At 72.3% G+C, this 18,158-nt stretch carries 17 protein-coding genes; 10 read left to right on the top strand and 7 right to left on the bottom strand.

From position 1 onward, the window contains the following. Window positions 1–8 precede the first annotated feature (8 nt). Window positions 9–197: a DUF397 domain-containing protein gene (locus ACIRSS_RS22175; RefSeq protein ID WP_400897775.1), complete on the bottom strand. Its 189-nt coding sequence runs from the start codon at window positions 195–197 to the stop codon at window positions 9–11. Next, complete coding sequence (locus ACIRSS_RS22170; protein WP_400897773.1) at window positions 194–1,045, bottom strand: helix-turn-helix transcriptional regulator; 852 nt, start codon at window positions 1,043–1,045, stop codon at window positions 194–196. Before ACIRSS_RS22170 ends, ACIRSS_RS22175 begins: the two co-directional genes overlap by 4 nt. A gap of 86 nt (window positions 1,046–1,131) precedes the next feature. Between ACIRSS_RS22170 and ACIRSS_RS22165 the strand changes: the two genes are divergently transcribed. Then, on the top strand, window positions 1,132–1,572 hold the full coding sequence (locus ACIRSS_RS22165) for a hypothetical protein (RefSeq protein WP_400897771.1): 441 nt from the start codon (window positions 1,132–1,134) through the stop codon (window positions 1,570–1,572). Here the strand turns inward: ACIRSS_RS22165 and ACIRSS_RS22160 are convergent. After that, window positions 1,526–1,906 (bottom strand): VOC family protein, encoded by a 381-nt coding sequence (locus ACIRSS_RS22160; RefSeq protein ID WP_400897769.1) that lies wholly within the window; start codon window positions 1,904–1,906, stop codon window positions 1,526–1,528. The genes ACIRSS_RS22165 and ACIRSS_RS22160 overlap by 47 nt on opposite strands. A 96-nt stretch (window positions 1,907–2,002) precedes the next feature. Here ACIRSS_RS22160 and ACIRSS_RS22155 point away from each other — a divergent pair, with 96 nt between their 5' ends. The 3 genes from ACIRSS_RS22155 (at window position 2,003) to ACIRSS_RS22145 (ending at window position 5,530) form a co-directional block, all read left to right on the top strand. Next, a complete protein-coding gene (locus tag ACIRSS_RS22155) occupies window positions 2,003–2,935 on the top strand; it encodes a helix-turn-helix transcriptional regulator (protein WP_400897767.1) in 933 nt (310 codons plus the stop codon). A 265-nt stretch (window positions 2,936–3,200) separates the two neighbouring features. Next, window positions 3,201–5,267 carry an AMP-binding protein gene (locus ACIRSS_RS22150; protein WP_400897765.1) on the top strand — a complete coding sequence of 689 codons (2,067 nt, stop codon included), beginning with the start codon at window positions 3,201–3,203 and terminating at the stop codon, window positions 5,265–5,267. After that, complete coding sequence (locus ACIRSS_RS22145; RefSeq protein WP_400886749.1) at window positions 5,267–5,530, top strand: hypothetical protein; 264 nt, start codon at window positions 5,267–5,269, stop codon at window positions 5,528–5,530. The genes ACIRSS_RS22150 and ACIRSS_RS22145 overlap by 1 nt, the downstream gene beginning before the upstream one ends. Here the strand turns inward: ACIRSS_RS22145 and ACIRSS_RS22140 are convergent. Next, complete coding sequence (locus tag ACIRSS_RS22140; protein ID WP_400897763.1) at window positions 5,515–6,114, bottom strand: GyrI-like domain-containing protein; 600 nt, start codon at window positions 6,112–6,114, stop codon at window positions 5,515–5,517. The two genes, ACIRSS_RS22145 and ACIRSS_RS22140, sit on opposite strands and share 16 nt — an antisense overlap. Further along, window positions 6,114–6,617, bottom strand: coding sequence for a PadR family transcriptional regulator (locus ACIRSS_RS22135; protein ID WP_400897761.1), 504 nt, complete (start codon window positions 6,615–6,617; stop codon window positions 6,114–6,116). The genes ACIRSS_RS22140 and ACIRSS_RS22135 overlap by 1 nt, the downstream gene beginning before the upstream one ends. Window positions 6,618–6,718: 101 nt before the next feature. Between ACIRSS_RS22135 and ACIRSS_RS22130 the strand changes: the two genes are divergently transcribed. The 6 genes from ACIRSS_RS22130 to ACIRSS_RS22105 all read left to right on the top strand — a co-directional run bounded on the left by ACIRSS_RS22130 (window position 6,719) and on the right by ACIRSS_RS22105 (window position 14,081). Further along, window positions 6,719–8,038 carry an SWIM zinc finger domain-containing protein gene (locus ACIRSS_RS22130; protein WP_400897759.1) on the top strand — a complete coding sequence of 440 codons (1,320 nt, stop codon included), beginning with the start codon at window positions 6,719–6,721 and terminating at the stop codon, window positions 8,036–8,038. A gap of 34 nt (window positions 8,039–8,072) precedes the next feature. After that, entirely contained in the window at window positions 8,073–9,458 is a 1,386-nt protein-coding gene (locus ACIRSS_RS22125) for a DUF5691 domain-containing protein (protein WP_400897757.1), read from the top strand. Then, window positions 9,455–10,540, top strand: coding sequence for an AAA family ATPase (locus tag ACIRSS_RS22120; RefSeq protein WP_400897755.1), 1,086 nt, complete (start codon window positions 9,455–9,457; stop codon window positions 10,538–10,540). Before ACIRSS_RS22125 ends, ACIRSS_RS22120 begins: the two co-directional genes overlap by 4 nt. Next, window positions 10,537–12,717, top strand: a complete 2,181-nt coding sequence (locus ACIRSS_RS22115; RefSeq protein WP_400897753.1) for a DUF5682 family protein — start codon at window positions 10,537–10,539, stop codon at window positions 12,715–12,717. Before ACIRSS_RS22120 ends, ACIRSS_RS22115 begins: the two co-directional genes overlap by 4 nt. Next, the gene (locus ACIRSS_RS22110) at window positions 12,714–13,883 is read left to right on the top strand and encodes a VWA domain-containing protein (RefSeq protein ID WP_400897751.1); all 1,170 of its coding nucleotides are present in this window, start codon (window positions 12,714–12,716) and stop codon (window positions 13,881–13,883) included. Before ACIRSS_RS22115 ends, ACIRSS_RS22110 begins: the two co-directional genes overlap by 4 nt. Before the next feature lie 75 nt (window positions 13,884–13,958). Then, the gene (locus ACIRSS_RS22105; protein ID WP_086684836.1) at window positions 13,959–14,081 is read left to right on the top strand and encodes a ribosomal protein bL36; all 123 of its coding nucleotides are present in this window, start codon (window positions 13,959–13,961) and stop codon (window positions 14,079–14,081) included. 171 nt (window positions 14,082–14,252) lie between these two features. On the opposite strand, the gene ACIRSS_RS22100 is transcribed toward ACIRSS_RS22105, so the two are convergent. Continuing rightward, window positions 14,253–15,722: a flavin-containing monooxygenase gene (locus tag ACIRSS_RS22100; RefSeq protein WP_400897749.1), complete on the bottom strand. Its 1,470-nt coding sequence runs from the start codon at window positions 15,720–15,722 to the stop codon at window positions 14,253–14,255. A 67-nt stretch (window positions 15,723–15,789) separates the two neighbouring features. Next, a complete protein-coding gene (locus ACIRSS_RS22095) occupies window positions 15,790–18,150 on the bottom strand; it encodes a polysaccharide lyase 8 family protein (protein WP_400897747.1) in 2,361 nt (786 codons plus the stop codon). Window positions 18,151–18,158 lie beyond the last annotated feature (8 nt).

The raw sequence follows: 18,158 nt of genomic DNA, 5'->3' as shown, positions 1-18,158 counted from the left end.
CGCGGGAACTACACCTGACGAAGATCCTGTGGCGCCGGGCGACATAGGTCGGTCAGGAAGGCATCCCACGATCGGGTGGAGATTTCGAGGGTGCCGCCGGTGCGGTCCTTGGTGTCGCGGATTTTTGCCGCAGGTCCGAGCGCCACTTCGACGCACTTGTCCTCACCCGAGTAACTGGACTTCCGCCACACGGTCATGGGTTCCCTCCCAAGTCGGCGATCACCTCCCCGATGAACTCCGCACTCTCGCGTTCGCTCATCGCCAGCGCCGCCATGTCTTTCGCCGCTTTGCGGTAACCGGCCACCTGATCGTCATCGTAGAGGTAAGCACTGGCCTGGAAGAGTTCCACGAAGACGATCGGCGGGAGCGCGGGGAAGTCGAGCACCGCGAAGTTGCTGTACAGCCCGGCATGCGCGCCGCTCCGGGTCGGCAAGACCTGCACCCTGACATTGCTCCGGACCGAAGCCTGCCGGAGGTGCCGAAGCTGCTCCACCATCACCTGCGCGCCGCCGACCTCGCCGCGCAAGGCCCCCTCGCCCACCAGCACGTGGTAGTCGAGCGGGTGCGGCCGGGTAAGCACCTGGCGCCGGGCCAGCCTCGCCTGGATCACCGTCGCGATCCGATCCGCCGGCAACCCGCCGGCCGCCAGGAAAGCTCGGGTGTAGTCCGGCGTCTGGAGCAAGCCCGGGATCACCGCGGGTTCCCAATCGAACATCGCGTGCGCCTCCCGCTCGTACTCCGCGTAAGTCCCCGCGCTCGGCGCCACTCCCGGCACCACCTTCTCCAGCCAGCTCGGCTCGCGCGCCGTTCGGGCCAGCTCCAGGAGCCGGGCCCGCTCCCCCGGCTCCACGACCAACACCCCCATCAGCAACGCCACCTGCTCCTCCTTGGGAATCCGCTTCCCGTACTCCCAATTGCTCAGCTCCTGCGGCAGCACACCGATCAACCTCGCCAGCTCACGCACGCCGAGGTTGCGGGCCATCCTCGACTCACGCAGCCCGAAGCCGAGCGCTCTCGCCCGGGGTGTCGCGAAGGGTGTCGCCATGAGCGCATTCTGTCACCGGGGTCCGACAGTTCCCGCGGCCGCTCGTCGGCTGGTGTCACAAATCCGCGTCAGGTTTCCTGCAGGTCATGGACCCGGACCACGCCCTCCTGACCCGTCTGCGCGACCTGGCCGCGACGCTCCCCGGCGACGTCGCCTGGCTCGCCGGCCCACCCCTGCGCGCGGACGGCATGCGCGACCTCGGCGAGCGCCTCACCTGCCTCGGCGCGGACCTGATCAGCCGCGCGGGCGCGCTCGACGACATCGCCGCCGCCCGCCTTCCGGCGCACGGCTGGATCCCCGAGTGCGGACCGGAGCCGCGCCGCCGTCTCGCGCACTACGTCGGCCGCGGCGAGGTCCGCCTCGGCCTGATCTACTACGCGAGCTGCGGCGCGGGCTGCTTCCCGTTCTACGGAACGGATCCCGCGGAGAAGACGGTCCGGCACGAGCGGTGCGACAAGTGCGTGAAGGAGGCTTACCGCCTCACGAGCGTTCCGCCAGCACAGCGAGGTAGTGCGCGTTCGTCATGACGCCGAGGACGTTCCCGAAGGGATCGACGACCGACGCCGTCACGAACCCGGGCCCCCGTTCGGTGATCGGCTCGTACTCCTTCGCGCCCAGCTCGTGCAGGCGGGCGACGGTCGTGTCGAGGTCGTCGACGTGCCAGTAGACGATCTCCCCACTGGAACCGCCCATGCTCGCGGGGACGTACTTCCGGTCGATGAGCCCGAGTTCGTGCTGGTAGTCCCCGATCCGGAACTCGGCGTAGCCGGGCCGCTGGAAGTACGGCTCGACGCCGAGGAACGCGGTGTACCAGGCCTGCGCGGCCGCGTGGTCGTCGGCGAAGTAGGAAACGGTGGCCATTCCTCGCAGCATGTCTGCTCCTCTCAAGCGATCTGGAGCCATCATGCGGAGTCAAAGTGCTCACCGAGTGAGCACTTTGTTTGCGACACTTCGTCCATGCGCGCCGACCGTCTTGTCGCCACCCTGCTGCTGATGCAGACGCGCGGCCGGGTCACGGCCGCCGAACTCGCCGCCGAGCTGGAAATCTCCGTCGCCACCGCTCGCCGTGACCTCGAAGCGCTCTCGACGGCCGGCGTGCCCGTCTACCCGCAGCCCGGCCGCGGTGGCGGGTGGCAGCTGGTCGGCGGCGCGCGCACCGACCTGTCCGGCCTCACCGCGCGCGAGGCGCAGGCCCTCTTCCTCTTGGCCGGCCCCGCGGCGGCCGCCTCCCCAGAGGTCAAGTCGGCCCTGCGCAAGCTGATGGGCGCGCTGCCCGGGACGTTCCGTCCGGACGCCGAGGCCGCCGCGGACGCGATCGTCGTCGACCCGGCCGGCTGGGGCGAGCGGGTCAAGGACCGGCCGCCGGTGGTCGAGCTGCTGCGGGACGCGGTGATCGCGCGCCGGCGCGTCCGGTTCACCTACAGCGGGCGCGAGCGGCTCGTCGACCCGTGGGGGCTGGTCGACAAGGACGACGTCTGGTACCTCGTCGCCGGGACTCCGGCCGGGCGCCGGACGTTCCGGGTCGACCGGATCGTCGAGCCCGCCCCGACCGAGGAAGCCGCGGACCGCCCGGCGGACCTCGAACTGGCGAAGGTCTGGGCGGAGGTCGTCGAGGAGATCGAGAAGCGCCGGTCGCTGCTCACCGCGGACGTGGTGCTCGAGCGCCGCTACTTCGGCGTGCTGCGCGACCGGTTCGGCCGCCACTGCGAGCGGGTCGCGGACCTGCCCGGCGACCGCGTCCGCGCGCGGGTCGCCGCACCGGCGCCGATCATGATCGCGCAGGAGCTGGCGGGCTGGGGTGCGCTGGTCGAGGTGGAGTCGCCGGAGTCCGTGAAAGCCGAGCTCGCCCGCCTCGGCCGTGAGCTGATTGCCCGGTATGCCCCGAAATGACAGGAACAGGCCGTTCAAATCGTCAGAGGTCATCAATGAGTCGTTCAAGACGTTGCCGACAACCCTGCGCACACTCCCCGTGGCCGTTATGCTCGGTGAACGGCGTTAATCACTCCACAGTGGACGCTAGGAAGACCTACTACGAGTGTCCGTTACTCTCCGGTATCTGGCCGTTCGGAGTATCCCGGATCACCCGTTTGCTGTTACTGTGACGTCTCCGTGACCTGAACGTGTGTTCGGTGATCCCCTGCGGTGAGGGCAGACGATGCGTGACGATGTAGTCGAGGCGAGCGCCGTGGTCGGGCACACGCCGGATGTGGTGTGGCAGATCGTCGGTTCGCCGGAGTGGTATTCGCGGTTCGTGCCGGAGATCGCCGGGTGCGAGATCGTCGAGCACGCCGCGCGCGGCCGGGGGCCCCGGGGCGTGATCCGGATCGCGCCCGAACGCGGGCCGATCATCGAGGCGCAGGTCCAGGCCGTCGTGTACCGGCCGGGCGAGCACGTCGTGTGGTGCGGCGTCCCCGACGAAGGCACGTGGGTCTCGCTCGAGCTGAGACCGCTGGCCGGCGGCAAGACCGAGCTGTTCGTGCGGATGATGCTGCCGCCGTCGCACACCGATCTGGTGTCGTCGGTGAAGAAGGACGTCCGCGCACTCGCCCGGCGCCTCGACCTGCACCTCGCCGGGCAGGCCGACCCCGACGCCGACCGCGACGGCAACAAGGCCACCAAGCTGCGCACCACGAGCGTCCTGGTGCGCGCCGGCGTCCTGTCCGCGGGCCGGCCGGACAAGATCGCCCGCCAGCTCAGCTCCCTCGCGCAGTGGGGCGCCACCATCGCCGGCGGCTACCAGGCCGCGGCGGCCCGCGTCCCGGACGAGCCCGCGCTGCACGACGAGCGCAGCCTCCGCACCTTCAAGCAGGTCCAGGAGCGCAGCGACCGGCTCGCGAACGGGCTGAGCGAGCTCGGCGTCGGCGAACGCGACCGGATCGCGCTGATGTGCCGCAACCACGCCGCGATGGTCGAGTCGTTCGTCGCCGCCAGCAAGCTCGGCGCCGACCTGATCCTGCTCAACACCGGCCTGTCCGCGGCTTCGGTCAAGGACGTGCTCGCCGAGCACCAGCCGGCCGCCGTGCTGGCCGACGACGAGTTCGCGCAGACCATCGCGAACGTCCCGGGCGAGTTCGCCCGGATCAGCACCTGGCCGGACGCCGAGACCGGCTACCCGACCGTCGACGAGCTGATCCACGCCGCCCCCGCCGACCCGCCCAAGCCCGTCGACCGACCGGGCCGCGTGGTCGTGCTGACGTCCGGCACCTCCGGGACGCCGAAGGGCGCGCGCCGCCCCACGCCGAAGGGCATGGGGACGGCCGCGGCGATCCTCGACCGCATCCCGCTGCGCGCCGGCGACCGGATCCTGGTCGCGGCGCCGCTCTTCCACAGCTGGGGCCTGGCCGCGATGCAGCTCGGCATGGCGCTGCGGGCGTCGCTCGCGCTGATCCGCAAGTTCGACGCCGAGGAAACACTTCGCGCGATCGCCGAGCAGAAGTGCGACGCGCTGTTCGCGGTGCCGATCATGCTGCAGCGCATCATGGACCTGCCCGAGCGGGTCCGCGCGCGCTACGACCTGTCGTCGCTGCGGATCGTCGCGAGCAGCGGGTCGGCGATGTCCGGCTCGTTCGTCACGCAGTTCATGGACACCTTCGGGGACGTCCTCTACAACTTCTACGGCTCGACCGAGGTCTCCTGGGCGAGCATCGCCGGCCCGTCCGACCTGCGCGCGGCGCCGAGCACCGCCGGGCGCTGCCCGCTCGGTACGCGCGTCGCGATCCTCGACGAGGACCGCAAGCCCGTCCCGCCCGGCGGCGAAGGCCAGATCTTCGTCGGCAACGACATGCTGTTCGACGGCTACACGAACGGGAAGGACCCGGCGCGCGCGGCCGACCTGATGGCCACCGGCGACGTCGGCTACCTGGACGCGGCGGGCCGCCTGTTCGTCACCGGCCGGGCCGACGAGATGATCGTGTCCGGCGGCGAGAACGTGTTCCCCCGTCCGGTGGAAGAGGCGCTGGTGGCGCTGCCCGGCGTGCACGACGCCGCGGTGGTCGGCGTGGCGGACGCGGAGTGGGGCCAGCGGCTGGCGGCGTACGTCGTCCCGCGGCGCGGCGCCTCGCTGCACGCGGAGGACATCCGGGCCTACATCCACCAGCGGCTGGCCCGGTTCGCCGTGCCGCGCGACGTGTACTTCGTGCCGGACCTCCCCCGCAACGCGACGGGCAAGATCCTCAAGCGCCTCCTGCACGACGACACCTGGCCGGTCAGCAGCGAGTACTGATGCCCGAGCACACCCCGGACGGCCGCTACATCGTCGTGAACGGCCGCCGGTGGCGCGCGACGGACCCCGAGATCCCGGACGACGTCCGCGACCGCCTGCAGAAGCACCTGATGGCGGCGCGGCGCGTCCAGGACCGCGCACGCACCCAGACGGCGAAAGTGGCGCTGGGCGAGCGCGGTGAGCCGTGGTGGGAGCAGACGTCCGAGCAGCGGCGGGCGCGGTGGGAAAGCGGCCTCGCCGAGCTCGATCAGCCGACGGGCTGACGCAGCACGGTCTTCAGCTTCGCGGGCTCGGTTTTCCGCGGGTCGCCGAGGTAGATCTCGTGGTGGAGGCCGGTTTCCTTCAGCCCGTGCTCCGCGAGGAACTCGTCATGCAGGCGGGCGAGCAGCGGGCCTTCGTCGTCGTACGAGCCGATGTGGAGCGCCTGCGCGCAGCGGCCTTCGTGCAGCTTCTCGAGGCGGACCGGCGGGTCGATCTTCTTCTTGCGCCGCACCGATTCCCGGGCTTCTTCGACGGCTTCCTCACCGACGTGTCCCGGCAGGGAGATCAGCATCGTCCACCGCCAGGAGTCCTTGGCGCGCACGGTGAACGCCGTGTAGTCCTCGGCCCACCACAGGCCTTCGAGCGGGCCGACGACGAAGTCCTGGCCGGTGCGCTTGGCCGTCATCTTGATCGTGTACGCGAAGGCGTAGAGCGCTTCGACGGCTTTCTTGTAGCTCTCCGCCGTGTTCGGGTTGCCCTGGCCGTCGATCGCGAGGAACTGCTGTTCGGGCACGTCGAGCAGCGCCCAGTCGGTGTTCTTCGGCGCGTACAGCTGCTTCAGGTCCTTCTTGACGTCGTAGGGCATCAGGGCAGTCCTTCCAGCCAGGCGGCTTCCGCTTCCAGCTGCTTGATGGAGTAGTCGAAGATCGCGCGGACGAACGGCGGGGCGTCGGCTTCCGCGGCTCGGCGCACTTCGGCCAGGCGTTCCTCGACGGCTTCGGCGCGCCGGGCCAGCGCGGCGGCGAGCCGGCCGGGCGGGATCGCCGGGCTGTTGGCCAGCCCGACCAGCACCGGCGGGTGCACCGGACGGAGTTCGGCGACCGCCGCCTCCGCGGCCGCCGCGCAGGCCCGCCGGCCCGCGTCGGTGGCCGTGTACGTCTTCTTGGCCTTGGCGTGTGCGCGTTCTTCCGCGACCTCGGCGACCAGGCCGCGGTCGCGGAGTTTGCCGAGGACGTAGTAGATCGAGCTGAAGCCGAGGGCGGTCCACTCGCGCATGCCGCGTTCGGACACGACTTCGTCCAGCTCGTAGCCGTGCCTCGGCCGCTCGACGACGAGGCCGAGGACGGTCAGTTCCGCGTCGGTCAGCACGTCGATATTCTAGTGCTGGAATAGCTCGGTTCGTCAAGGCTTCCGGAAATTGTCGGTGGGTGCTGGCATGCTTCAGCGAGTACCGGAAAGCGAGGGCGACAGTGGGGGGACAGGTGGTGACGGCGGTGCCGTGGACCGCGGAACGCGTGGCCGGGCTGGCGCCGGATCCCGCTTCGGAGAAGGCGGGCCGGGCGCTGGCCGCGCCGGCGAGGTGGTCGGGCGCGGGTGCGTCCGAAGACGCCGTGTGGGGCTTCTGCCAGGGCAGTGGCAAGACGCCGTACCAGACGTGCGTCGAGCTCGCCGAGCCCGCGTTCCGGTGTTCCTGTCCCAGCCGGAAGTTCCCGTGCAAGCACGCGCTCGGGCTGTTGCTGGTGTGGGCGGCGGGAAAGGTGCCGCCGGCCGAACCACCCGAGTGGGTGCACACGTGGCTCGCCGAACGCGCCGACCGCGCTCGCAAGGCGGAGAAACGCGCGGAGGCGGCCGGCCCCAAGGACGAGGAAGCGGCCGCTCGACGCGCTTCGGAGCGGGCAGCGCGGGTCGAAGGCGGCGTCGCGGAGCTGAAGATCTGGCTGACCGACCGGATCGGCGCGGGTTTCGCCGGGTTCGAGCGCAGCGGCGGTGAAGAGCTGCGCACGGTGGCGGCGCGGATGGTGGACGCGCAGGCGTCCGGTCTGGCGGGCGGGTTGCGCCGGGCGGCGGGGATCGTGGGCCGCCGCGACTGGCCGGAGGCGCTGCTGGGTGAGCTGTCGCTGGTGTACCTGCTGGCGGACTCGGCGACGCGGTTGGCCGCACTGCCGTTGCCGTTGGCGGAAACGGTCCGCACCCGGCTGGGGTTTTCGGTCGAGACGGCCCGGGTGCTCGAGCAGGGCGAGCGGGTATCGGACGAGTGGCTGATCACGGGCGCGGCGGACGAAGAGAACGACCGGCTGCTGACCCGCCGGACGTGGCTGCGCGGCCGTGACACGGGCCGGGACGCACTGGTGCTGTCGTTCGCGCCGCCGGGCCGTCCGCTGGATTCTTCGTTGCCACCAGGGCATTTGCTGACGGCGGAGCTGGCGTTCTACCCGGGTGCGGCACCGTTGCGGGCGTTGGTGGTGGAGCGTGGCATCCCGTTGGCGGCCCCGTCGGCGTCCGGCGGGTCGATTTCCGACGCGCTGGCGGCTTACGCGCGGGCGATGGCGGCGGATCCGTGGCTGGAGCGCTGGCCGGTCTTGCTGTCGGGCGTGACGCCGGCGGAACACGGCAGCGGCTGGTGTCTGTCCGAAAAGGACGGAACGGCGGTGCCGCTGGTGCCGTACGCGTTCCCGTGGTCGTTGCTGGCGATGTCGGCGGGCCGGCCGCTGACGGTGGCCGGCGAGTGGAGCCCGGCGGGTCTGCGCCCGCTGACGTGCTGGCACGAGGACCGGGCGGTGCGGCTGTGAACTTCTCCCTTGCCCACGAGCAGGAGGTGCGGCCGTGAAAGCCTGGGAAGACCTCGTCGGCACCGCGCTCCTCGGCACCCGCCGTCGCACGCTCGACCCCGCCACCCAGCCGCCCGCGGTCCAGGAGCTCGTCCGAGACCGCGACGATCCCGCCGAGCAGCTCCTCGCCGCGGCGGCCGTCCTCACCACCTACCGCCGGGCCGGGCGGCAGCCCCTGCGCGACGTCCGCCCGCTGCCCGTCGCGGCCCCGGACGAACGGCCCTTCGTGCCGCCCCTCGCCCGGGAACGCCTGGCCCGCCTGCTCGCCGCCAGCCATCCCGACCTCCTCCTGGAGTGGCTCGGGATCGTCGCGGGCACGGACTACCGCGTCCCGCCGGAAACCCTCCCCCTGCTCGCCGAAGCCGCGCGGAGCAAGGCCGCCCTGCGCGGGCCGCTCGTCGCCGTCGCCGGGCCCGTCGGGGCCTGGCTCGGGCAGCGGAACCCCGATTGGGCCTTCCTCTGCGCGCCGGCCGAGGCGGGCAAGGACGTCTGGCAGTACGGCAGCCTCGCCCAGCGCCGCCGCTGGCTCGCCACCACGCTCACCCAAGACCCCGCCGCGGCCCGCGAAGCCCTCCGCGCGTCCTGGAAGAGCGAACCCGCCGACGTCCGGTCGGACTTCCTCGGCGTGCTCGCCGGCCACCTCGAAGCCGTGGACGAAGACTTCCTCGAAGCCGCCCTCGCCGACCGCGCCGCGGCCGTCCGGGAACGGGCCGCCGAGCTGCTCGGCCGCCTGCCCGGCACGCGGTACGGCGAAAGCATGGCCGATCGCCTCCGGCCATTGGTCCGCCGCCGGGGCCGGGTCCTGGAAATCACCGTCCCGCAAGGCGAACGCGGCGACGGCACCGTCCGGCTGCGCACGCTCGTCGCGGCCGCTCCGCTGGCTTTCTGGACCGAGTTCGGCCCGCCTGCCGAGGTCGTCCGGATGACCGTCGAAGGCTGCCCGGCCGGCGTCCTGCGCGACTCCTGGGCCACCGCCGCCCTGCGCCAGCGCGACGAAACCTGGGCGCAAGCCCTGATCGGCGCCGACCCCGGCGGCCGCACCACGCCGCCGCTGCTCGGCGTGCTCGGCCCGGCGAGCCAGGCCGCCACCGTCGGGCACCTGATCGGCCGGCTGCCCGTCGAATCGTTCGCGCGGCTGGTGCACGAGCTGCCCCGGCCGTGGACGAAGGAGCTCGGCACCGCCCTGCTCGACTGGATCGCCCGCCAGGCCGACCACCGCCTGGTCTCGCACGCCGCCGTCGTGATCGCCCGCGCCGTCCCGCCGGAGTGCCTGCGCCACCCGCTGGCCACCACCCGCCTGACCATGGACGCCGGTCCGTGGCGCCGGGCGCTCACCGAAACGCTGAACTTCCGCCGCGAAATGTACGAGGAGCTCGCATGACCGCCCCCACCGTCCTCCGGCCGCACGCCGAACAGGACCACGCCGCCGAGCTGGCCGCGCTGGCCGCCGCCGACGACCGGGCCAAGCCGCCCAACTGGAACCTGTCGCCGTGGGCCGTCGTCGAGTACCTGCTCGGCGGCACGCTGCCGGACGGCACCGTGATCACCCCGAAGTACGTCGGCCCGCGGCGGCTGATCGAGGTCGCCGTCGCGACGCTGGCCACCGACCGCGCGCTGCTCCTGCTCGGCGTGCCCGGCACGGCGAAGACGTGGGTGTCCGAGCACCTCTCGGCCGCGATCAGCGGCGACTCGACGCTGCTGGTGCAGGGCACGGCGGGCACGTCCGAGGAGTCGATCCGCTACGGCTGGAACTACGCCCGGCTGATCGCCGAGGGCCCGAGCGCCGCCGCGCTGGTCGAAAGCCCGGTGCTGCGCGCGATGCGGGACGGCAAGCTCGCCCGCCTCGAAGAGCTGACCCGCATCCCGGCCGACGTCCAGGACTCGCTGATCACGATCCTCTCCGAGAAGACGCTCCCGATCCCCGAGCTGGGCACCGAGGTGCAGGCGCGCCCGGGCTTCAACCTGATCGCGACGGCCAACAACCGCGACAAGGGCGTCAACGAGCTGTCGAGCGCGCTGCGGCGGCGGTTCAACACCGTCGTGCTGCCGCTGCCGGACAGCGCCGAGGCGGAGGTCGAGATCGTCAGCAGGCGGGTCGCCGAGCTGGGCACGTCGCTGCGGCTGCCCGTCGAGGCCGCCGAGCTGGCCGAGATCCGCCGGGTGGTCACGGTGTTCCGCGAGCTGCGCTCGGGCCGCACCGAAGACGGCCGCACGGCGGTGAAGTCGCCGTCCGGCACGCTGTCGACGGCGGAAGCGATCAGCGTGCTGACCGGCGGCCTCGCGCTGGCGGCGCACTTCGGCGACGGTGTGCTGCGCCCGCACGACGTCGCGGCCGGCATCCACGGCGCGGTGGTCAAGGACCCGGTGGCCGACCGCGCGATCTGGATCGAGTACCTCGAGACGGTCGTCCGCGAGCGCGACGGCTGGGCCGACTTCTACCGGGCGGGCCAGGAGATCTCGTGACCACCCACCTGCTCGGCATCCGCCACCACGGCCCGGGATCCGCCCGGGCCGTGGCGAAGCGGCTCGCCGAACTGGAGCCCGACGTCGTGCTGATCGAGGGCCCACCCGAAGCCGACGCGCTGGTCGAGCTCACCGAAGACCCGGCCATGCAGCCGCCGGTCGCGCTGCTGGCGTACGCAACCGACGACGTCTCGCGCGCCGCGTTCTGGCCCTTCGCCGTCTTCAGCCCGGAGTGGCAGGCGCTCGCGTACGCGCGCGAAGCCGGGATTCCCGTGCGGTTCTGCGACCTCCCGGCCGCCCACACGTTCGCCGCGGGCCCGGACGAGCACGCCGGCCCGCCGGTCGACCCGTTGGCGCTGCTGGCCTCGGCCGGCGGCTACGACGACCCGGAACGCTGGTGGGACGACGTCGTCGAGTCGCGGCGTGACGACGAAAACCCGTTCGAGGTGATCGCGGACGCGATGACGGCGGTGCGCGAAGACGAGGAACCGCCCCGGGGCAGCGAAGCGCGGCGCGAGGCCTACATGCGCTCGGTGCTGCGCCGCACCCGCAAGGACGGCTTCGAGAACATCGCCGTCGTCTGCGGCGCCTGGCACGTGCCCGCGATGGCCGACCCGCTACCGCCCGCGTCGCACGACCAGACCGTCCTCAAAGGACTGCCGAAGCGGAAGGTCGCGTGCACCTGGGTTCCGTGGACCCACGGCCGCCTCGCGACGGCCAGTGGCTACGGCGCGGGCGTGCGCTCCCCCGGCTGGTACCACCACCTCTTCACCACGCCCGAAGACGTCACCACGCGCTGGCTGGCCGGCGTCGCGGCAGTGCTGCGCGAAGAGGACCTGCCCGTCTCGACCGCGCACGTCATCGAGGCGGTCCGGCTGGCCGAAACCCTGGCCACGCTGCGCGGGCGGTCGTCGGCCGGGCTGGCCGAGGTCACCGAGGCCACCCGGTCGGTGCTGTGCGGCGGCGACGAGGTGCAGGTCGAGCTGGTCACGCGGCGGCTGGTGGTCGGCGAACGGCTCGGCGAGGTGCCCGACCGGGTGCCGCAGCCGCCGTTGGCCGCGGACCTCACCGCGACGGCAAAACGCCTGCGGCTCAAGAAGGATCCCGTCGTCAAGGAGCTCGACCTCGACCTGCGCACACCCGGCGGCCTCGACCGGTCGAAGCTGCTGCACCGGCTGCGGATCCTCGGCATCGAGTGGGGCAGCCGGGAGGCGTCGGCGCGGCGGAACAAGGGCACGTTCCGGGAGACGTGGGCGCTGGCTTGGGAACCGGCGTTCGAGGTCGACCTGGTCGCGGCCGCGGTGTACGGCACGACCGTGCCGTCGGCGGCGACCGCCGCGGTCCGCGGCACCGTCGAGGGCACGCCCCCGCTCGACGAGGTGACCACGGCCGTCGAGAACTGCCTGCTCGCCGACCTGCCGGAGGCGCTGCCCGAGGCGCTGGCGGCGCTCGACGCGCGGGCGGCGGCGGACGCGGACGTCGCACGGCTCATGTCGGCGCTGCCCGCGCTGGCCCGGGCGACGCGCTACGGGAACGTCCGGGGCACCGACACCGGCGCACTGCGCGCGGTGGCCGACCGCATGCTCGACCGGATCTGCGCCGGCCTGCCGCCGGCGACGCACGGGATCGACGACGACGCGGCGGCCCGGATGGCCCAGCTGGTCGACGGGGTGCACGACTCGACGTCGCTGCTCGGCGAGGAGCCCAAGGAACGCTGGCTCTCGGCCCTGGCGCGGCTGGCCGAACGGCCGTCCTTGCCGCCGCTGCTGGCCGGGCGCCTCACCCGGATCCTGCACGACGCCGGGCTGCTCGACGCGCTCGACATCGAACTGCGGCTGGGCCGCGCACTCACGCCGGGGATCGCGCCGTCGGCGGGCGCGGCGTACGTCGAGGGCTTCTTCGACGGCGGCGCGCTGCTGCTGGTGCACGACGAAGGCCTGCTGCGGGTGATCGACGCGTGGCTCTCGGCGATCCCCGCCGACGTCTTCACCGAGGTGCTTCCGTTGCTGCGCCGCACGTTCGGTGCGTTCAGCGGACCCGAGAAACGGGCGATCGGGCACCGGGCGGCGGGCCTCGACGGCACCGCGGCGGTCGTCGCGGTGGCCGAGGAACTGGACGAGGACCGGGCGGAGCGCGTGCTGCCCGTTTTGGCGACGTTGCTGGGGGTGGGGGCATGACCGCGGACACGGAACGCGCGCGGCGCTGGCGGCTGGTGCTCGGTGCCGAAGGCGCGGGCGAGGGGTCGGGGCTGGCCGACGCCCCGCTGTCCGATGAGGACAGTGGGGTCGACGCCGTGCTGGCCGCCCTCTACGACAAGCCGGACGAAGAGGCCGCGGGCGGGCCGCGCAGCGCGAACCTGGGCGCGTCGGCGCCGCGGGTCGCGCGCTGGCTGGGGGACATCCGGCGGTACTTCCCGAGCACCGTCGTGCAGGTGATGCAGCGCGACGCGGTCGACCGGCTCGGGCTGACCCGGATGCTGCTGGAGAAGGAGCTGCTCTCGGCGGTCGAGCCGGACGTGCACCTGGTCGGCACGCTGCTGTCGCTGAACGGGGTGCTGCCGGAGGAGACCAAGGAGACCGCGCGCCAGGTCGTCCGCAAGGTCGTCGAGGAGCTGGAGGAGCGGCTGGCCGAGCGCACGCGCGCGGCGATCAAGGGGGCGCTGGACAAGGCGTCGCGCACGCACCGTCCGCGACCGGGCGACGTCGACTGGGCGCGCACGATCCACCGGAACCTCAAGCACTACTCCCCCGAGCTGCGCACGATCGTGCCGGAGCAGCTGATCGGCTACGGCCGGCGGCAGCAGGCGGTGCAGCGGGACGTGATCCTGGCGGTCGACCAGTCGGGGTCGATGGCGGAGTCGGTGGTGTACTCGGGGCTGTTCGGCGCGGTGCTGGCGTCGATGCGGGCCCTGCGGACGTCCTTCGTGGCGTTCGACACGGAGGTCGCGGACCTGACCGAGCACCTCGCCGACCCGGTCGACGTGCTGTTCGGCACCCAGCTGGGCGGCGGCACGGACATCAACCGGGCGATCGCGTACTGCCAGGGCCTGGTCGGCCGGCCCGAGCAGACGCTGCTGGTGCTGATCAGCGACCTGTACGAGGGCGGCGACGAGGACGAGCTGCTGCACCGCATCGCCGAGCTGGTGGGCGCGGGAGTCCAGGTGGTGACGCTGCTGGCACTCTCGGACTCGGGGGCGCCGTCGTACGACCACGAGAACGCGGCGGCCCTGGCCGAGCTGGGAGTGCCGGCGTTCGCGTGCACACCGGACCAGTTCCCCGAGCTGATGGCGGCCGCCGTCCGAGGCGACGACCTGCAGTCCTGGGTGGCCCGGGAGACCAGCTGAGTTGCGGAATGAAACTCTTCGCCGGGTGGTTGAACGGGACGTGGGACGCAGTGCCCGCAGGAAGGACGGCTCGCCATGAAGGTCCGCAGCTCGATCCGCTCGCTCGCCCGCCAGCCGGGTGCCCAGGTCATCCGCCGGGGGACGAAGGTGCTGGTGATCAACAAGGACAACCCGCGCAACAAGGCCCGCCAGGGCTGACGAGGCGGCAGGGGGTTCACGCGGCCGGGCCAGGTGGCCCGGCCGCCCGTTTCGGCTCGATCGCGCGGCGATCGCAGCGGTCGGCTGGCGAAGGGGCTGCAGTGGCCGCGCCGACCGGCCCGCCACCTTGCGCACGCCGCAGGGCGAGCGCCGCCGGCCGAAACCTGCCGCTCACCGCGCCGCGGCCGCCCGGTCTTCCGCGTGGCCGAAGCGCATCACTCCGTCGTCGACCCGGCCGAGCCGCATGTCCGCGAAGTCCAGCAGATAGTTCTGGCGCATCATCCAGGGCCGCTTCTCACCCTGCTTCGGCAGGCCGGGAGCGGCCCTCTTGATGTACCCCGACGCCAGGTCCACGATCGGCCGCGGCCGGCCCGCCGACGATGCCGACTCCGCGTCCGGCGCGCAGAACGCGAACCCGCGCCGATCCAGGTACGCCAGCAGCCGGCACACGTACTGGGACGTCAGATCCGCCCGCAGCGTCCACGAATTGTTCGTGTACCCCACGCACCACGCCAAGTTCGGCACGCCGCCGAACATCATCCCCTTGTACGCGCGTTGGTCCCCGGGCTCGACAACCCGGCCGTCGACCGTCAGCGTAATCCCGCCGAACGCCACCAGCCGCAGTCCGGTCGCCGTCACGATGAGGTCCGCAGCCAACGAACGGCCCGACTCCAAAGAGACTCCGGACGCCGTGAACCGCGCGATCCGGTCCGTCACGATGTCCGCCTTGCCCGACCGCAGCGCCCGGAACAGGTCCGCGTCCGGCACCAGGCACAGCCGCTGGTCCCACGGGTCGTACGACGGCACGAAATGCGGGTCCACCGGGATCGACGCCGGCAGCTGCGCCGCCACCCGGTCACGCAAAGCCCGGGCGGCACGGCGCGGCAACCGCCGCATCAGCTGGAAGAACAGCGTTCCCATGACCACGTTCTTGCCGCGCACCAACCGGTGCGCGAGCTTCTCCGGCAGCAGCGCCCGGAGCCGGTCGGCCAGCGCGTCCCGGCCCGGGCGCGCCACGATGTACGACGGCGACCGCTGCAGCATCGTCACGTGCGAAGCGCGCGACGCCAGCGCCGGGACCAGCGTCACCGCCGTCGCGCCGCTGCCGATCACCACGACCCGCTTGTCCGTGTAGTCCAGCGACGAGGGCCAGTGCTGCGGGTGCACGATCTCGCCCGCGAAGTCCGCGCGCCCCGGGAAGTCGACGACGTGCCCGGACTCGTACGAGTAATAACCGCTGCACAGGTACAGGAACCGGCACGTGAACGTGGCGCCGTGCTCGGTCGAGACCGTCCACCGCGCCGACGAAGACGACCACGACGCCCGCACCACGCGGTGGCCGAAGCGGATCCGGTCGACGATCCCGTGTGCGGAGGCCGTCGAGCGGATGTACGACAGGATCGACGGGCCGTCCGCGATCGCCTTCGGGTCCTTCCACGGCCGGAACGGGTAACCGAGCGTGAACATGTCCGAATCGGACCGGATGCCCGGGTACCGGAACAGGTCCCAGGTTCCGCCGATCGTGTCACGCGCCTCGAGCACCGCGTACGTCTTGCCCGGCAGCCGTTCCTGCAGCCGGCACGCCGCGCCGACCCCGGACAGCCCGGCCCCCACGATCAGGACGTCGAGGTGTTCGGTCATGAAAACCAGCCTAACCGAGGTGGGGACCCCGCCGGACCGGGTCGGGGCACCGGTCCGGCGGGGAGGCCTACCGCAGCGGCACCAGCGAAGTCGCGCCGAAGGTGCCCTTCAGCGGTACCGTCACGGCCTTGCCGCGCACGGTCACCGTGACGCTGTCCTGCGTCTGCGTCGGGTCCGACACCGCGAGCTCACGCCGCCCGACCGCCACCGACGCCGGGCCGGACACCCGCACGTCGCCGACCGAGCCGGCGGCGAAGAAGTTCGCCAGCACCGTGCCGTCGCCCGTGCGGACCGCCTGCACCACCGAGGTGTTCGTCAGCACGTGACACGCCCAGGACTCGGTCAGCGTGCCGATCACCGAAGTGCCCGGCAGCACCGCGTACGCGTAGGTCGCGTCGACCGGCTTGACGCCGTGCTCCAGCACCAGCTTCTGGTACCGGCGCGTGTTCGGCGTCGTGGTGCCCTTGGTGTTCGCGCCGGTGTCGATGTCGCGCCACGCGCCGGTGCGGTCTTCGCGCAGCGCCGTCACCGAAGCGTCGTCCAGGAGCACGTACCCGCCGACGTTCTCCAAGTGCAGCCAGCGCGGACGACGCAGCGCCGAGGCCTTGCCGAGATCGGTCGGGACGCGGCGGCCGTCGGCCAGCAAGGACCCGCGCCCGCCCTCGCCGAGGTTGCGGTTCTCGATCGTCGTGCGCACGGCGCTCGCGGACGTGCTGGTGATCCCGGCCCCGAGGCACACGATCCCGGACGGCGTGAAGAACCACGACTTCTTCGCGACCAGTGAGCCGTCCCAGGACTTGAAGTCGAGCGCGTAGGCGCCGGTGCGCGCGTCCCAGCGGACGCCGCCGGTGTGCGCGTTCGGGCCGACCGGTACGCCGCCGAACTTCGGGTCGACCGGGCCGTCGTTCTCGGTCGTGCCCGGCAGCAGCAGCGGGTCGACCGTCGGCCAGTAGGCGTCGGTGTAGTGGCCCTTGGCGTTCGGCAGGAACGTGTAGAGCACGCCGTCGCCGACGTAGAAGCCCTTGAGGTTCTGGCCGTTGATGGACTCGTAGCGCGAGATCCGCGTCGAGCTGACGCCGAGGGACGCCGACCAGTCGTCGGTGACGTGCACCATCCGGTCCTGCTGGCCGAAGACGCGGTGCGTCGCGGTGACCCGCGCCGGTCGCGCGCCCGAGGCCAGCATGTCCTGCGCGAACTCGATGCCCGGGGTCGCCACCAGGTCCGGGCCGGGCGCGAACCGCTCGGGATCCGGGATCTTCAGGAACGGCGCGTACGTCCCTTCCTTGATCCACTTCGCGGCGAGCGCGTTGAGGTCGGTCTTCGTCTTGCCGGACGCCGTGCGGGCCAGCACGAGCGTCGCGACCGTCAGCTGGTGGCCGATGTCGTGCCCGGTCTCACCCTGGCGCGAGAGCATCCGGCCGCGCACCGGCTCCATCAACGCGCCCGCGTAGACGAACGGCGCGAAGCTGTCCGCCACCAGCGCGTAGATCTTGTCCTTCACCGGCTGCGGCAGCGCGTACTCGGTGCCCGCCGTGACGTGGATGGCGCCGGCGAGCGCGGTGAGCAGGACGATGCCGTAGTGCCCGGGGTACGGGATGGTGTCGTGCTGGATGAACGAGCCGTCGACGTGGAAGCCGTCGCCGGCCGCGCGGTCCAGCTTGGCGACGACGCTCGCCGCTCCCCCGCCGGCGACGTCGGTGAGCGCGTCGATGCCGGTCTTGATCCAGGCGGTGTCGCCCAGTATCGCGCCGGAGACGATCGAAATGAGGGCCTTGTCGGCGCGGTTCGCGCCGGTCTCGATCACCGACGCGTTGTTGGCCCGCAGGTTCGGGTTGCCGACGAACCGTTTGACCGGCGCGAGGTAGCGGGCCAGCTGCTCGGCGGTGAGCTGGTCGGCGACCACCGACAGCGTGTGCAGCAGGTAGTACGGGATGCCGATCTCGTAGGTGTACCAGTTGCCGATCTCGCCGACGTTCTCGTTGTACTGGCTGGCGTAGATCAGCTCGAGCGCGGTCTTGATCCGGTCGAGCACCACCGGGTCGCCGGACAGCGCGCCGCCCGGGGTGCCCCAGTCGACGGCGATCGCGCGCAGCCGCGCGTACATCGAGGTCGTGTAGTCGCTGCCCGGGCCGAGCGGCAGGTCCGTCCACAGTGGAGCACCACCGCCGGCGACCGACAGGCTCGCGTTGTACGCCTTGGCGACGCGGCCCAGGTTGGCCAGCGCCTCGGCGCGTTCCGGCGACGGCCGGTTGATGCCGGTCTGCAGCTGCCGGTAGGCGGCGACGATCGGCGCGGTCGCGGCGGGCACCCCGCTCGCGGCCGGGGTGAGCGCGGGCGCCGCGGAAGCGAACGCGGGACGGGTGAGCAACACGGTCGAAGCGGCCGCCAGCGCGCCGCCGCGCAGAGCGTTTCTCCGGTTCACGGGCATGGCAATGC

Origin of the sequence: Amycolatopsis sp. NPDC101161 (genome assembly GCF_044768185.1) — a bacterium.
GTDB lineage: Bacteria > Actinomycetota > Actinomycetes > Mycobacteriales > Pseudonocardiaceae > Amycolatopsis.
Note: the sequence above shows the minus strand (reverse complement) of the source record. Positions and strands in the feature narration are given on the sequence as shown.